This is a genomic window from Bacillus sp. ISL-7 (assembly GCF_018613065.1).
Genome location: NZ_JAGGQW010000098.1, coordinates 1 through 15,336, shown reverse-complemented (window position 1 = coordinate 15,336; position 15,336 = coordinate 1). Strand labels below are relative to the sequence as shown.

17 protein-coding genes and 1 pseudogene are annotated in these 15,336 nt (G+C 36.3%); 16 read left to right on the top strand and 2 right to left on the bottom strand.

The annotated features are described in order from the left end of the window. Positions 1-128: 128 nt before the first annotated feature. From J7E66_RS30275 to J7E66_RS30210, 14 genes are all read left to right on the top strand, one after another. Positions 129-329 (top strand): hypothetical protein, encoded by a 201-nt coding sequence (locus J7E66_RS30275; protein ID WP_215007481.1) that lies wholly within the window; start codon positions 129-131, stop codon positions 327-329. A gap of 105 nt (positions 330-434) precedes the next feature. After that, the gene (locus J7E66_RS30270; protein ID WP_215007491.1) at positions 435-1,982 is read left to right on the top strand and encodes a spore germination protein; all 1,548 of its coding nucleotides are present in this window, start codon (positions 435-437) and stop codon (positions 1,980-1,982) included. A gap of 4 nt (positions 1,983-1,986) precedes the next feature. After that, entirely contained in the window at positions 1,987-3,087 is a 1,101-nt protein-coding gene (locus J7E66_RS30265; protein WP_215007478.1) for a GerAB/ArcD/ProY family transporter, read from the top strand. Continuing rightward, complete coding sequence (locus tag J7E66_RS30260) at positions 3,084-4,187, top strand: Ger(x)C family spore germination protein (RefSeq protein ID WP_215007474.1); 1,104 nt, start codon at positions 3,084-3,086, stop codon at positions 4,185-4,187. Before J7E66_RS30265 ends, J7E66_RS30260 begins: the two co-directional genes overlap by 4 nt. Before the next feature lie 533 nt (positions 4,188-4,720). Continuing rightward, positions 4,721-5,191, top strand: a complete 471-nt coding sequence (locus J7E66_RS30255; RefSeq protein ID WP_215007471.1) for a hypothetical protein — start codon at positions 4,721-4,723, stop codon at positions 5,189-5,191. Positions 5,192-5,434: 243 nt separating this feature from the next. Then, entirely contained in the window at positions 5,435-5,758 is a 324-nt protein-coding gene (locus J7E66_RS30250) for a macro domain-containing protein (protein WP_215007487.1), read from the top strand. Positions 5,759-5,792: 34 nt separating this feature from the next. After that, positions 5,793-6,626: an SPL family radical SAM protein gene (locus J7E66_RS30245; protein WP_215007468.1), complete on the top strand. Its 834-nt coding sequence runs from the start codon at positions 5,793-5,795 to the stop codon at positions 6,624-6,626. Between the two features lie 342 nt (positions 6,627-6,968). Further along, positions 6,969-7,112: a hypothetical protein gene (locus J7E66_RS30240; RefSeq protein ID WP_215007465.1), complete on the top strand. Its 144-nt coding sequence runs from the start codon at positions 6,969-6,971 to the stop codon at positions 7,110-7,112. A gap of 295 nt (positions 7,113-7,407) precedes the next feature. Continuing rightward, positions 7,408-8,247: a BglG family transcription antiterminator LicT gene (licT, locus tag J7E66_RS30235; protein ID WP_215007461.1), complete on the top strand. Its 840-nt coding sequence runs from the start codon at positions 7,408-7,410 to the stop codon at positions 8,245-8,247. Between the two features lie 152 nt (positions 8,248-8,399). Beyond that, entirely contained in the window at positions 8,400-10,235 is a 1,836-nt protein-coding gene (locus tag J7E66_RS30230) for a beta-glucoside-specific PTS transporter subunit IIABC (RefSeq protein ID WP_215007458.1), read from the top strand. Positions 10,236-10,312: 77 nt separating this feature from the next. Beyond that, positions 10,313-11,755, top strand: coding sequence for a glycoside hydrolase family 1 protein (locus J7E66_RS30225; RefSeq protein WP_215007484.1), 1,443 nt, complete (start codon positions 10,313-10,315; stop codon positions 11,753-11,755). A gap of 295 nt (positions 11,756-12,050) precedes the next feature. Beyond that, entirely contained in the window at positions 12,051-12,269 is a 219-nt protein-coding gene (locus tag J7E66_RS30220; protein WP_251033215.1) for a PaaI family thioesterase, read from the top strand. A gap of 46 nt (positions 12,270-12,315) precedes the next feature. Beyond that, a complete protein-coding gene (locus J7E66_RS30215; protein ID WP_215007455.1) occupies positions 12,316-12,570 on the top strand; it encodes a hypothetical protein in 255 nt (84 codons plus the stop codon). Positions 12,571-12,607: 37 nt separating this feature from the next. Then, positions 12,608-12,790, top strand: coding sequence for a hypothetical protein (locus J7E66_RS30210; RefSeq protein ID WP_215007432.1), 183 nt, complete (start codon positions 12,608-12,610; stop codon positions 12,788-12,790). A 165-nt stretch (positions 12,791-12,955) separates the two neighbouring features. On the opposite strand, the gene J7E66_RS30205 is transcribed toward J7E66_RS30210, so the two are convergent. Next, complete coding sequence (locus J7E66_RS30205; RefSeq protein ID WP_215007412.1) at positions 12,956-13,237, bottom strand: hydrolase; 282 nt, start codon at positions 13,235-13,237, stop codon at positions 12,956-12,958. 524 nt (positions 13,238-13,761) lie between these two features. On the opposite strand from J7E66_RS30205, the gene J7E66_RS30200 reads away from it, so the two are divergent. Together J7E66_RS30200 and J7E66_RS30195 are read left to right on the top strand one after the other, a co-directional pair. Continuing rightward, complete coding sequence (locus J7E66_RS30200) at positions 13,762-14,193, top strand: hypothetical protein (RefSeq protein ID WP_215007409.1); 432 nt, start codon at positions 13,762-13,764, stop codon at positions 14,191-14,193. Between the two features lie 228 nt (positions 14,194-14,421). Further along, the gene (locus tag J7E66_RS30195) at positions 14,422-14,757 is read left to right on the top strand and encodes a hypothetical protein (protein WP_215007406.1); all 336 of its coding nucleotides are present in this window, start codon (positions 14,422-14,424) and stop codon (positions 14,755-14,757) included. Here J7E66_RS30195 and J7E66_RS32185 read toward each other — a convergent pair. After that, positions 14,747-14,895: pseudogene (locus tag J7E66_RS32185) on the bottom strand (IS110 family RNA-guided transposase); the annotation flags it as partial. The gene J7E66_RS30195 and the pseudogene J7E66_RS32185 overlap by 11 nt on opposite strands. Positions 14,896-15,336: the final 441 nt, after the last annotated feature.

Below are 15,336 nucleotides of genomic sequence, written 5' to 3'. Positions count from 1 at the left end.
TTTTGCTCATTTTCATTTCCTCCGTTTATATCTCCCAAATGATTATAAACGGGTTTTAGCCCATTGGACACAAAAAACCCGAATAAGGGACTCTTTTTTAAGTGTCCATTATTCGGGTTATAGTTCAAATGAAACGTCAAGGGACTTTTTTTATTATTAAAGATCTGATTTTTGAAATCCAGAAACCAGAAATTACACTAAAGCAAATCAGAGTAGCACAGGTTAAAATTGAAAATGAGGAATATAAAGAACTGAGAAAAAAATTCGATGAAGATGTTTTTCATATAGAAAAAAAACCGGAAGGATGGTTTATAACACAGAAAGAGTAAGCCCCACTCTATTTTGATGAATCAGGGGAAGGATTAGAATATTTTTCCTTATACAATGCATACTAAAAACATAATTTATAGCAAATGCAGGAAGGGACGGAGTTGATGTTTTATTTTCTGAAGTTTTTAAGAGGAAAGCGCTCTTCTCGGTTCCATCAAACAAGCAATAATTCTAATCTTCAGAAAAAAAATATGGAAGATGATGTCCTGGACTCTGTTTTATCCCAAAATACAGAGAATCTCCAACAGCTATTTTCTCAAGCACCGGATTTAGTGATTCGTCGCTTTCCCATCGCCGCGAGTAAAACGGAGGCCGCTTTGGCGTACTTGTCCGGTTTGACGAATAAAGATACAATCCATAATTATGTTCTAAAGCCATTGATGCATAGTTCCTTCGATCCTAATAAGGAACTGCCAGTCACAATAGGAGAAATCCAAATGGTCTATACGTGGGGGCAGATCGAAAATGCGATTCTAGGAGGAGATAGCGTTTTATTGATAAACGGGCAAATCACCGGTTATCAATTAGATACAAAAGGGTGGCCGCAAAGACAGCTTAATAATCCTCAAAATGAAATGTCTCTAAAAGGTGCTAATCAAGGATTTGTGGAAACAGGTAGTCAAAATATTGCCCTAATCCGCAGGTATATTCCCCATCAGGAATTAATCTTAAAAGAGATGACCGTCGGAATTCGAGGGAAAACAAAGGTTTCCCTTTTATATTTGAGAGATGTAGCTTCTAAAGACGTACTAAGAGAACTGGAAACGCGGATTCAAAATATTACAGTAGACGCAATCATTAATACTGGCGAACTTATCGAGTTCATTGAAGATAATCCCTATTCGCCTTTTCCGCAAATGATGTTGACGGAAAGACCTGATACAGCTGTATCTCATATTCTTCAGGGAAGATTTGTGATTATTATGGATCATTCTCCGAACGTAATGATTGCTCCGGTAAACTTTATGTCCTTTTTTCAGGCTGTGGATGATTACGGTACCCGTTGGTTAGTTTCTTCCTTTATCCGAGTCATGCGTTTTTTAGCCTTTATGATTGCCTTATTTTTGCCCGCCACTTACGTCGCCTTTATTTCCTATAATTTTGAAGTCATCCCGATGGAGCTTTTGCTTACGATTGCAGAATCAAGGATTCAAGTTCCGTTCTCACCCTTAATGGAAGCTGTGATTATGGAAATGATCTTGGAATTGATGAGGGAAGCTGCATTAAGGCTGCCGACTCCAATAGGTCAGACTATTGGCATTGTTGGCGGCATTATCATTGGCCAGGCGGCTGTGCAGGTGGGAATTGTCAGCAACATTATGATCATCGTCGTTGCCGTTACAGCCATCGCTTCTTATAACATCCCTAATTATGATATGAGTTCGTCCATCAGACTATTAAGATTTCCTATGATGTTATCCGCTTCCATGTTTGGAATTGTAGGGATTGTAATCGGGTGGATGACCGTAGTCGGCCACCTGACTAGTCTTGAATCACTAGGCACGCCTTATGGAACACCTCTGGCTCCTTTCCGATTTGCCGATATGAAGGATGCGTTTCTACGCTTCCCTTTATGGGCAATGAAAAGCCGCCCTAAAGGCACAGGAGCTATTCCAACTATTCGACAAGGGCGAAATCGCACTAAAAGGTGAAACGATGAAAAAATATGCCTATAATGAAATCACTCTCATGCAATATATTTTTTTGATTAGTGGAACACAGGTGGGAACTGGGGTCCTATCCCTCCCACGTATACTAGCGGAAAAAGCAGGTACCGACGGTTGGGTCGCTATCCTAATTGGCTGGGTCTTCTCCGTGGCTGCCAGCATTTTTATAGTTAAAACGGCCGAAAGATACCCTGATGATACGCTTTTCGAAATTCTTATACGACTATTCGGAAAAATAGTGGGAAAAGCCGTCGTCATCGTTTACATGATGTACTTTGCTTTTTACGCTTGGGCCGTTCTTGTGAATGGCAGTCTATATATCAAAGCATGGTTTCTGCCTAAAACCTCAAATTACATCATTTTACTGTTATTTTCGATTCCCACCTTTTTGGTAGTCCGTAACGGGGTTCGCGTTTTAGCCAGATACTGCGAGCTGTCTTTTTACATGGTGATGTGGATTCCTCTGTTTTTCTTGGTACCGCTAAGGGATGGAAATTGGCTGCACCTTCTTCCGGTGCTTAAAGAAGGGTGGGGACCAGTATTATCCGCTGTGCCGACCACTGTTTTTTCCTTTTTGGGATTTGAAGTCGCGTTCTTCTTGTACCCCTTTTTACAAAAAAAGCAGCATGCGGTTCTCGGAATCACGATTGCGAACACCTTAACGATGATGTTTTATGTATTTGTAACGATTGTCTGCTTTGCCTATTTTAGCCCCGATGGGATTATCGAATTTAATCAGCCCGTACTGAATTTACTTAAACTAATTGAGTTTCGTTTTTTGGAGCGTTTTGACATGGTTTTATTGGCTGTATATCTGATTGTTGTTTCCACGTCATGGATGTCTTGCGTATTCTTTGCTGTCTTTTGTTCTAGTCAATTGCTTGGAAAACAGGATCACAGCCAGCACGTCATTATTTTATTATTAATCATTATTGGATTGGTCTTTTGGAGAGATCCTACTTGGATGGAATCGGAAAAGTGGCAGCAAATGGTTGCCAAAGGAGGGCTGCAATTGGCATTCGTAGCTCCTCCCTTTTTATGGGTCTATAGCTGGATATATGAAAAGTTTCGTCGGAGGGTAAGCCGTTGAAAAGGAAGATACTACTTTGCCTATCGCTCTTGGCTATGATGATGACTGGGTGCGTGGACCAAATGAATGTTGAAGATGTCACTATGTCACTTATACTAGGTTTAGACCTGGATGAGGATGATCATTTATTGGTGTACATGTCCAGTCCGGTGTTTAATAAAGAAGCAAAGGTTAAAGAGGAGAAGGTCGAGGTGAAAGCTGTTACGGTTCGAGATTCCAGGGAACTGTTTGATACGACGGTAATGGCTTTGACATCGGGAAGCAAAACGCAATTAATCCTAATCGGGAAAAAACTGCTAAAACGAAAAAATTGGATTGATTATATCGATACTTACTACCGGGACCCCAAAAATACGGTAACCACAAGAGTTGTCGCAGTAGATGGGCCTGTTTCGGACTTCATTTTTTTTAGACCAAAAGATAAGCCGCGTCTTCCTTTGTATTTGGCAAATTTAGTGGATACAGCCTCCAGAAGAAATGTCACGGTAAAAACGTCACTTCAGGAATTACATGAGGAAACGACGGAAAAAGGGATGACAGCAAGTATTACCGAGATGAAAAAAACGGACAAAATTATGTTGACAGGCACGGCGCTTCTGGATGATCAAAGCAGATATAAGTTAAGCATAACACCGCATGAAAACAAATTATTACGCATCCTGCAGCATAAAACAAAAGGTGATTTCCCATTTACCATTTCAGTCCCATTGAAATCGAATGGACGCGATAAACATTGGTTAAGCTTTGGTACCCCAAGCATCAAGGTAAAAACAAAGGTAAAGTATGACAATCATTTTATTTTTGACACAGACGTAAAATTGAGAATTGTTATTACAGAACGGCTTTTTCCATTCAATGTAAGGAAAGACGCAGCGAAACTGCAAAAGAGTATTGAAACGAAACTGCAAGCAGATTTTGAGCGCTTAATAAAGAAAACGCAAACCGCGAACATTGACCCTTTTGGATTTGGGATATATGCAAGAGCCTATACATATCCAGAGTGGAAAAAAGTCCAAAATCAATGGGGAAAAGCCTTTTCGAAGGCTGATATAAACGTGAAGGTAAGTGTAACCATTAGTGGGATGGGAACGATTAAGTAACACGGGCCAATGATGTTCTACAATGAAAATAAGTTTATTCAAGATAAGAAAAATAACAAAACTTAAAAGGACCCTGCTCAATCGTTAAAAAAAAGAGGAGAGCGGTAGTAAATAAGTCTATGGAGTAGGGTTGACTAGATTAAGGACAGTATCAGTATTGACACTTCCTAACCATTTTCATTCTCTGTGGTGTAGCACTGATTTTGTGCTGCAGAGATGGCTAACGGGTGCATTTCTTCAAGATGGAGAAATGCTCTTTTTGTTAAAGAACAAATTTAACATCACCAATTTTACCGATTAGGTGTTTTAATTTACCTAGACAGCAGGAAAAAAACAGAAAAAGTTACCTTAATTGAATCACGATAGTTATTGCTTGTTCGACTCACGGTTCATAGAGTTAAAATTCGGAGCTGCTTTTATGGGCGGCTTTTTCTTATTGGACTAACGGATGCGATAGTTTAACAAGAAAAAATAATAATAAGATTTAGTTAGAGGAATGTTATAAAAAACATATCAGAAGGAAGTTGATTTATATGGATAATAAAAAGACATTCGCTTTAGCGATGTTAATCGTTCCTTGGCTAACTGTCCCTTTCATGGGGAAAAAATCATTTTTTAGGTTTTTACCTGTAGCAAGTTTTGTTAATTTATTCATAAGTGTGTTAAGTGTAATTGCTAATAAGAAAAAATGGTGGGTTAATAAAAATCCTTTATCTCCCGGTTTTGTTGATTTTACATATATATTAGGTCCTTTTTTTGTAGTCACACTATGGGTATTTAAACTAACATACGGCAGTTTTCTTAAATATTTAATGACAAATATAGTAATAGATGCCATTTGTGCTTATCCTTTTGCGCAAATATGGGAAAAAGCAGGAGTATTTAAATTTAAAAAGTTGAATCATACTATATGGTATTTTATATGTGTGTCTTTAGCAATTATTATTTATGGATATCAGTATATAGTGGAAAAATCGATTAATAAAAATCAAGACGCGGTTTAAAGAAATACTTAACACTGGAGGTTCTCTCACCGAAAAGATAATAGTCCTCATTTTGTTGTTTCTGGAATAGGAATTAAAAAGGTTTGAACTTCAACATTGTGAAGATATGTACTTAAAGTAACGGGTTCTTTAGATAAATAGATTGCTCAAATTACTTCTCAAACATTAATTATAGGTGTTGATATTACCTGAAAACAATTTCAACTTTAGTCCCCGAACCCCTTTAACCAATCGGATAAATTCATCTTATGGCAAGGTGACATTACGCAATTAAATGCAGATGCCATTGTCAATGCTGCTAATAAATACATGTTAGGTTGTTTTCAGCCTTTACATGCCTGTATAGATAATGCTATCCATTCCGCCGCAGGTCCACAACTAAGAGAAGATTGCGTAACAATTATGACCATTCAAAAGGGATTAGAGATGACTGGAGGGGCAAAAATTACAAGGGGCTATAATATCATTTTGAAAAAATCATATTTAATGTGTTTAGTGAAGGAGATTACAAGGAATTCATCAATGTCTTTGAACCGAGTAAATAGGAACTTACCCCTAATTTTCTAAATTTACGATAGACTTAAAAAAGAGGTGAGTTCCAATGAGAATTGAAACAAAAGAAATACTTTCAAAGAAAATTCTTACTGAAGCCAATGGTTATTTAGATGTTGGTTTTACACATTCATTGAATCCTTACAGTGGTTGTGCGTTTTCCTGCCTCTACTGCTACGTAAGAGAAATGCCAATTCAAAGATTCAAAGAGATCACTTGGGGAGAATGGTTGGATATTAAAACAAACGCAGCAGAAAATTACCGCAAAGAAATCATTAAACTACGGAAGAAAAAAAATCCCTTGAACATTTTTATGTCTTCCGCAACAGATCCTTACCAACCAATTGAACGTAAAGCAGAAATTACAAGAGGGATATTAGAAGAAATGATTGAAAATCCTCCTGACTTTCTTCAAATCCAAACACGAAGCCCACTTGTCACTAGGGATATTGATTTGTTAGTAAAATTGAAAGAAAAATGTAAAGTTCTTCTATCCATGACCGTTGAGACAGACAGGGAAGATATTAAGCAAATATTTGCTCCATATGCACCTGGTATTAAATTAAGGTTAAATGCCTTAAAACAAGTTCATGATGCAGGAATATCTACTCAAGCTTCTATATCACCAGTTTTACCATTTACCCCTGATTTTCCAAAAGCATTGGATGGAATCGTGGACCATATATGGATTGATACACTATCCATTGGAGATGGTGCAATGGGCAAACGTTCAGAGAGATTAGGAATGCCAAATTTATTTGAGCAACATGGATTAACTCAGTGGTATGAAAAAAATCTACATGTAACGGTGGAAAAATATTTTAATAAATCTTTTCCTAGTCAAATCATACGGGTTTCTAAAAATGATGCTTTCCCAAGATAAATAGAAATATAAGTTTAGGGTTTTTCTCAATGATAAGCCGGAACTTTTAAACACACTTCAATATGAAGCTTGTAAATTTAAAAGGAGTTGTGTCCGATTGAATATTAATTCAATCTTGCACAGCTCTTTTTAAATTATCTATGCTTGTGGATTAGAAACGATACTCAAGGAAAAACTACACCTGTTCAAATCTTGCTATTGGGTGAGCCTTAAAGTGGGCTGAAAATGGAAAAGTTAATTCTTTTAAAAAGCACAACTTATGAAGGCAAGCCAGGTGTCTGGATTAATTTCAATACTCCACTTGTGAGTGCTTATTTAATTTAATGAAGGAGATGTTTCAATATGGCAAAGAACAGGAACCATACACAAGAAACAAAACAGATTACAAGTGAAGAAACAGTTATTGAGAATACGAATGCAGAACAGGATGAAGCAATAAAAGAAACTGCTAATGAGACTGCACGGGAAGTCGGTAAAGAGGTGTAGTAGAAGTTGGGGGGGCATCTGCCACAGTAAAAGAAGTGACAAGGAGGGCTACAACTCCTTCTCGAGTCAATTTCAAAATTATGAATCCAATTTTTTTAAAAACTTAAAAATGAAGGATTAATTTTTGTTATTCAAGTAAAATAGTTTTTGTCAAAAAAAGTATTGCTAATTAAATTAAGCAATGCTAATATTAAGGAAGCGTATACAGAACGGGTTGTAACTGTTAAATCAGGCAAAACCGATTACCTAGAAAAAGGTAAGGTTTTGCCTTTTTTCTATTATCGGAGGTGATAAGGTGAAAATTGATAAAATATTAAACAATAATGCAGTTATTACAAAAAAAGATAATCAAGAAGTTATCATCATAGGACGTGGAATTGCTTTTAATAAGCGTGCTGGTGATGAAATTAATGAACAGCAAATAGATAAAATTTTCACTTTAGAAAACGAAGATACTATGAAAAAGTTCAAGACCTTGATTACTGATATGCCGATTGAGTATATGGAATTATCAGAGAAGATCATAGCATATGCAAAAATGAAATTAGGAAAAAAGTTAAATGAAAGTATTTATATTCATTTAACGGATCATATTCATTTTGCGATTGAGCGTTATAAAAACAATTTGCCTATAAAAAATGGATTACTTTGGGAAACAAGGCAATTATACAAAGACGAATATGAAATTGGCTTAGAAGCGTTAAACATGATTTGTGAACAATTTGGCGTGATTTTACCTGAAGATGAAGCTGGTTTTCTTGCTCTTCATATTGTTAATGCCGAATTGAATGAAGAGATGCCTGTTGTTAAAAATATGACTAAAGTTATGCAAGAAATATTAACGATTGTGCGATATCATTTTAAGATTGAGTTTAATGAAAATTCATTACCATTCTATCGTTTTATTACACATTTAAAGTTTTTCGCACAACGTCTAGTCAAAGGAAATCATTACAATAGTGCAACAGATGACGATTTATATAATGTCATTAAGCAGAAGTATCCAGAGGCATATAATTGTTCACAGAAAATAAAGAAATTTATTGAGAACAGCTACACCTACGAATTAACAGATGAAGAAATGATTTATTTAACCATTCATATTGAAAGAGTGGTAAAAAATAATAACGGATGATAATAGGGTTGTTACCTTACGGGCAAAACCTAAATCTTACAATCAAAATTGATTGTTTGGTTTAGGTTTTTTTTATTGCTATTTTTGACTTTACATCAGTTAATCAGGTAAAGAATTTAACAAGGATTTGATTATAAAAAGGAGCGTAGAAAATGAGTTACCAAAACTTTGCAAAAGAGATCGTCGAATTAGTTGGTGGAGAACCAAACATATCTAGTGTTGTTCATTGTGCGACTCGTTTACGTTTTAAATTAAAAGATAGCGACAAAGCAAATAAGCCGTCGCTTCAAAACTTAGATGGCGTTCTAAGTGTTGTCGAGAGCGGTGGTCAATTTCAGGTTGTGGTAGGTAGCCATGTTCCTGAGGTTTATAAAGAAATTACAAAGATTGCGAATGTTGGTGCGACAACAAACTCGTCAGACGGACCGAAGGGAAGTATTGGAGCACAAATATTTGAAGTCATTTCACGTAGTTTTTCTCCATTGCTAGGGGCACTTGCTGGAGCAGGTATGCTAAAGGCTTTATTAACTATTTTGACAATGACAGGATTATTATCAGCTGAAAGTGGAACCTATTTTATTCTTTCTGCAGCTGGAAACTCTGTGTTTTACTTCCTGCCTATCTTTCTGGGGATTACCATTTCGACAAAGCTAGGGGCAAACCCTTACGTGGGTGGAACAATTGGTGCAGCGTTACTAGAACCTAATTTTACTGGCTTGCTAAAGAATACGGGTGACATTTCCGATTTTCTTGGTGTTCCGGTAGTTTTAATGAATTACTCATCTACGGTTTTCCCGATATTTATCGCAATGGCTATGTATGCGATTTTAGACAAGTTCCTAAAGAAAATCATTCATAAAGACTTACAAATGTTTTTAGTTCCGATGCTGTCATTAATTATTATCGTACCATTATCGGTTATTGCATTTGGTCCCTTCGGTGTGTATGTTGGGAACGCAATAGGCGATGGCATCAGCTTTTTAAGTACCAAAAGCGGACTTTTAACTGGGGCTATAATGGGTGCTGGTTGGACCTTCTTAACTCTCCTAGGTATCCATTGGGGGTTGGTACCACTAATCTTGGCAAATTTAGCTGCTGGAGGGGATCCACTTCTTGCAATGCTTGCAGGCGCTCCATTTGCACAAATGGGATTGGCACTTGGTATTTTTCTGAAAACAAAGGATAAAAAATTAAAAACACTTGCCGGTTCATCACTTTTACCTGGTGTATTGTCAGGTGTAACAGAACCAATTATTTATGGCTTACTTCTTCGTTATAAACGTACAATTCCTTATGTTATCATTGCGGGAGCTGTCGGAGGGGCGATTAGTGGTTCATTAGGGGCAAAAGGAATTTCATTCGCTTTTCCTGCATTTTTAACGATTCCAGCGTATTCACCAATGGGGCTTTATACTATTGCCATGTTAATTGCTTTTGTAGGAGCAACCGTTTTAACCGTATTATTTGGATATGAAGATAAAAAGAAAAAAGAAGTAGAAGAAAACAAGGTAGAAGCTGGTCAGCTTCTTGTAAAGAAGGAATCAATTGTTAGTCCTTTAACAGGAGCAGTTAAGCCATTAGCGAAGGTGGAGGATCAAGTGTTTGCATCCGAAGCGATGGGAAAAGGAATCGCAATTGAGCCAACTGTTGGTCAAGCTGTATCACCGGTAAATGGTACTGTTACAACCGTTTTCCCTACAGGGCATGCCATTGGTATCACGTCAGACGAAGGTGCAGAAATATTAATCCATATCGGAATCAATACGGTTCAATTAGAAGGAAAATACTATTCACCAGTCGTTAAACAGGGAGATCGGGTAAAGCAAGGTGACCTATTGGTTAACTTTGATATTGAAAAAATTAAAGAAGCTGGGTATCCGGTTACTACACCAATTATTATTACGAATACAAACCGTTATATAGATATTCTGGAAACTGGTAAAGAAACTATTCAAGCAAAAGAAGGCTTATTGACTCTAGTCATTTAAATTTTTTAGGAATTCGTGGGAGGCTTTAATTGTTCCTCCCCAATGTTATAGATGGTAATAAGAGGAGGATAAAAATGATGAAATTTGCAGAAAAAAGATTTCCTGAGGGCTTTTTATGGGGTGGAGCAACAGCAGCCAATCAATTAGAAGGAGCATACCTCGAAGGCAGCAAAGGATTAAATACACCAGATGTTTTACCAGGCGGCAAAGTAAGACTAAAAGTATTGAAAGATCCTGGTTTTAATTTCGAGTTGGATCCAGAAAAGTATACGTATCCGAATCACGAAGCAATCGATTTTTATCACCGTTACAAAGAAGATATCGCACTTTTTGCGGAAATGGGATTTAAAGCATTCCGTATGTCCATTTCATGGTCACGCATTTTCCCTAAAGGTGATGAGCTTGTTCCAAATGAGGAAGGGTTAGCATTCTATGACCGCGTGTTCGATGAATTATATGAATATAACATAGAACCTGTTGTCACGATTTCTCACTATGAATTGCCGATTCACCTTGTAAAAGAATATGGAGGCTGGAAAAACCGTGAATTGATTACATTTTTTGAAAGATATGTAACAGCAATCTTCAATCGGTATAAGAATAAAGTGAAATACTGGATGACATTTAATGAAATCAACAGCAGTCTCCACATGCCAATTTTAGGACTAGGATTTGCAATTCAAAAAGAGGAAGATCATTATCAGCAAACTTTCCAAGCGTATCATCATCAATTTGTTGCAAGCGCGAGAGCAGTTCAGCTTTGCCATGAGATTATCCCTGGCGCTCAAATTGGATGTATGATTGTTTATCTTCCAACTTATTCTGTCGATTGCAATCCGGAAAACGTGCTTTATGCTTTAAAGGAAGAACAGTTATTTAACTACTTCTGCGGTGATGTACAAGTTCGCGGTGTGTATCCTGCTTTCATTAAGCGATACTGGAGAGAGCATGGAATAAAGCTTGAAATCCAAGAAGGTGACCTTGAACTTATGAAAGAAAATACAGTTGATTATATCGCTTTTAGTTACTATATGTCCCGTACAGAGAAGAAGGACAAAACACCTGAAGAAGTGGGTCAGGGGAATATCTTGGGCGGCATTAAAAATCCATTTTTAAAAGCAAGTGAATGGGGATGGGAAATCGATCCCATTGGTCTTCAAATCTCTTTAAATCAATTGTATGACCGATACCAAAAGCCATTATTCGTCGTGGAAAATGGTCTTGGAGCCTACGACAAAGTAGAAGAAGACGGTTCGATCAACGACGATTACCGAATTGATTATCTTCGCGAACACATCAAAGCTATGGGGGAAGCAATTGCAGATGGAGTAGAATTGATGGGTTATACTTCATGGGGATGTATTGATTTAGTTAGCGCATCAACTGGTGAGATGAGTAAACGTTACGGATTTATTTATGTAGACAAGCACGATGATGGTTCTGGAACTCTAGAACGCAAGAAGAAAAAGTCATTTTTTTGGTATAAAAACGTAATTGCAACAAATGGTGAGGAAATTTAATTAAATTTTTAATCACTTTTAATGGGCTACTATGGTAGCTCTTTTTTTTATCTTCAAAGCAAGATTGTGAAAGATGTTCAAGCAGCTGTAAAACATCAAGCGAAACGTACAGTAACAGTTACAGAATGGGTAAAAAAGCGAATCAATGATAAATAATTGAGCCAATCGATTATGTTCGATTGGCTATGTTTATGACAGTTTTATTGAGGTGAACGGAGACAATAATAGGCTAAAATTGCTTGCTAACCAAAGGGGTGGGTATCTGTGAAGAAGAAAATTGATGAGTATCAAATTTATGAAAAACACTACGAACAAATTTATAAGCAAGTTAAAAACGATGTATGCTCAGTCTTTAGGCACTCAGTTAACCAAATTTGAGGCAGGTTTTGCAGAAGCAATGCTTGAAGTGCAAAACCATATGGTAAATGCCTATGGAACGGTTCACGGAGCAGTTATTTATGCTTTAGCAAACCATGCCTTTTCGGTAGCCTGTAATGCATATGGAAAAACCTAGGTAGGAATCTCCACTACCATCCAGTTTATCGAAGCAGCTAAACCGGGTGACAAAAGACAGTGAAATGGCAAAGTATATCGTTCATAGTGGATGGGAAAGCAGTGCGTTTACTCATCCCCATGAACATGCTAATTTTCCTTTATTTAGTATCGCTATTGATATAAATTTTGGATTAAAACAAATTAAACTTCACGAAATTATTATTATGACCCACGATGCATATCAAACTGAATTTGTATTTTATAGAGATGAAGAGGGAATCCATATATTTTTCCACCTTAAATATGAAGGATTATGGTAATGACGGTACAAGACAGATTCCTGAAAGGTCTAGTTTTGTGGTTAATACAAATGAATTTATTGAGGCTTTAGACGATTTTATTAATCAACTCCAAGATTATTTATCGATAAGCCATCCAGAAATACTTGAAGACTTTTTGGTTAAAAGAAGTTTTGGATATGATAAGCGTTTTAATCAGTTTGCAGAAAACAATAGGAAGAAAAATATTTTTGCTGAATAGGGGTTTACTGCTAACGCATGCTTGGGTTAAACAAGAGGTTACTACGGCAGCCATTTTTTCTTGTTCCACTCCCTCAGTTAAATACGATTTTCTCCCGAATGCTCGCTAATTCGCAGAAATAAAAAGAGAGGGTTCTAAAACATCTTAGAATCCCTCTCAATATTGTTAATCAGCTTCGATTCTAATAGCTTGGATTTTTTGACAATCAACTATAAGAACTGATCCTGGTTCTGTCTCGTTATCATTAAAGAAAGCACAGCAATTATTTGGGTCAAAGCTTACGAAAATTACATCTTCAAGAACGGTTCCTCCAGATAGGAAAACATCTACTTCTGTAAGTGTTTGTAATTTTCTAAGCTGGTCACATGCGCATCCTCTGCAACGATTTGATTTTTTTCGTTTACGCTTACTTTTACAATCTTTACATTCATTTTTTTCAGAATTCATTATGTATCACCACCTTTATAAGAAGATGGTACTACATTGTATGTGATTAAGAATCGTAAAGTAATGGACAAGGATGGAACTATATAAAAATAAATTATTGTACTGCGTGTTTCGAATATATTGTGTACTTCTTGTAACGGGTAGCGTTAATCCAAGAAGGATTAAGGCTTATTTTAAGAATTCACGCTTATTTTGGGAACTTCAAAGTCAAGTATTGGGGAGATATGTGGTAAGATATTTCCCTTTCTTTTTTCCAGGTTTTTTCTTAGGGATTTATCCTTACTGACGTGTATCCTTTTGCATCGATGATGTAAGAGTGAAAAAAAGGTCGCTCCAGAAATGATAGTACATCATTTCACTAAACTAAAGGGGCTTTAGTAAGAAATAAGTCCATTTTTGCAATTATTAATATCCTGTAATGAGGTGCCTTATTTCAAATATAAAGGTGTCGACCTTTATTAAGTATAAAATTATATATAATTTAAATACTATATTTGTCCACATTAAGATTAAGGAATGATGATATGATCCAAGATAGGATGTTAAGAATAGGTATATTAGGTGTACTTTCAACAATACCAGGAGAGATTGTTTCGAGGATATTTGCACATTTTGGCTTTGGAAAGTTTGGTATTTATGAATTAGCAAGTCTTATTATTACATTTAACAGACCTGTATTTACCATAGGATTAATTGTAGATTTTTTAGTTAGTAGTGTTTTTGCAGTCTTACTTTACTTTATATTTGAAAAGTTTGGTTCATGCCATTTAGTTATAAAAACGACCGTGGGCAGTTTATTTGCCTGGTTAGTATGTGAACTATTATTCACATCATTAATAGAAGGTAAGTATATCGATATTAGACCCATCAATGATTATTATTCTCATATTTTCTGTGCCATCATTTTTGGTATTACATTAGGATTGTTGCTAAAAAAATTTATATTCAAGAGTTAACCCTATATTAGGAGTTATATTAAGTGTAAAAGAGATTGTGAACAATAGCACTTAAACTATCGGGTGCTTATGTTAAAGAAAGAATAGGGGGTGCTACGGCATCCTTTTTTTAGTTCAATTAAAGGGCAGTTCAGTTGAACAATCAATTTTGATAAGTAACAAAAATGGATAGTATTGGATATGCATAAACTTATTCCAGACACCAAAAGTACAAGGAGTGGAATTCAAGTGAGAAAAATTTTATGGGCTATGGTAAGCTGTCTCGTTTTGTTAGGTGGACTAGTTGTTTTTAAACATACTCCAAAAGCTAAAGCTAGCATTTCCACTCAAAATGATAAATTAGATTCACTTAAAACTTACAAACTAAAGGCTAAATTCATTTATTTAGTGGAAAAGGAGCTTAAGGAAGAAGGGTATAACTCAACTTTAGTTAGAATGCTCTATGCTAGTCAAGATACAGATAAAAAAGAAATTACCATTGAAATTTCAAATAGTGAATATAAGGGAAAGCAAACCAAAGACAAAATAAATAAAGTTGTTTATCATATTGCTGATGTTGTTTAATCCAGTCAACCAACTGTAATAGAAATACAGTTTTAGTAGAGAACGTTTGAATCTCCTTTCCTTCAGGTGTCAAATACATGCAGTAATATTGTCCTTATGGACATCCATACCGCATGCTCTTTCAATGACTACATCCATTGAAAACATCCTTTCTACAGCGATCATTATAATTAGAGGCTGGTGCAACAACCAGTATAGGATTAATCTACCATGTGTGCTTCCCGTAAGGGAGCGACAGTCAGTGGTTCACCGTAGTCGGTGGAGTCAGACTAACGGATGGGCTCTAACGCACCATAGTTCAGCGACCTTCCTCTCCAGCCGTAGAATCAGTATTGACGTTTAGTGACTATTTTCATTCTCTGTGGTGAAGCGCTGATTTTTGCGCTTCATGGATGGCTAACGGGGCAGGTTAGTGGAAGAAGGTTGGAGATAGTAATGGGTAGAAGATGTTATGCTGCATTGCCCCATATTACATATCAAAAGGAGCAATTAAATGTATTCTTACAAAAAAATAATGGTAATTTCTTTATCTGTACTTGCCCTCTTATTTCAAAGCGGTGGTATGTCAACACTAAACTA

What these genes read in the sequence shown, in the direction of transcription:
- J7E66_RS30265 (WP_215007478.1), top strand. Translation starts at nt 1,987, where the DNA reads ATGAAAAAATATGCCTATAATGAAATCACTCTCATGCAATATATTTTT.
- J7E66_RS30230 (WP_215007458.1), top strand. Translation starts at nt 8,400, where the DNA reads ATGAGTTACCAAAACTTTGCAAAAGAGATCGTCGAATTAGTTGGTGGA.
- J7E66_RS30255 (WP_215007471.1), top strand. Translation starts at nt 4,721, where the DNA reads ATGGATAATAAAAAGACATTCGCTTTAGCGATGTTAATCGTTCCTTGG.
- J7E66_RS30240 (WP_215007465.1), top strand. Translation starts at nt 6,969, where the DNA reads ATGGCAAAGAACAGGAACCATACACAAGAAACAAAACAGATTACAAGT.
- J7E66_RS30270 (WP_215007491.1), top strand. Translation starts at nt 435, where the DNA reads ATGTTTTATTTTCTGAAGTTTTTAAGAGGAAAGCGCTCTTCTCGGTTC.
- J7E66_RS30245 (WP_215007468.1), top strand. Translation starts at nt 5,793, where the DNA reads ATGAGAATTGAAACAAAAGAAATACTTTCAAAGAAAATTCTTACTGAA.
- J7E66_RS30205 (WP_215007412.1), bottom strand. Translation starts at nt 13,237, where the DNA reads ATGAATTCTGAAAAAAATGAATGTAAAGATTGTAAAAGTAAGCGTAAA.
- J7E66_RS30220 (WP_251033215.1), top strand. Translation starts at nt 12,051, where the DNA reads ATGAAAAACACTACGAACAAATTTATAAGCAAGTTAAAAACGATGTAT.
- J7E66_RS30200 (WP_215007409.1), top strand. Translation starts at nt 13,762, where the DNA reads ATGATCCAAGATAGGATGTTAAGAATAGGTATATTAGGTGTACTTTCA.
- J7E66_RS30225 (WP_215007484.1), top strand. Translation starts at nt 10,313, where the DNA reads ATGAAATTTGCAGAAAAAAGATTTCCTGAGGGCTTTTTATGGGGTGGA.
- J7E66_RS30275 (WP_215007481.1), top strand. Translation starts at nt 129, where the DNA reads ATGAAACGTCAAGGGACTTTTTTTATTATTAAAGATCTGATTTTTGAA.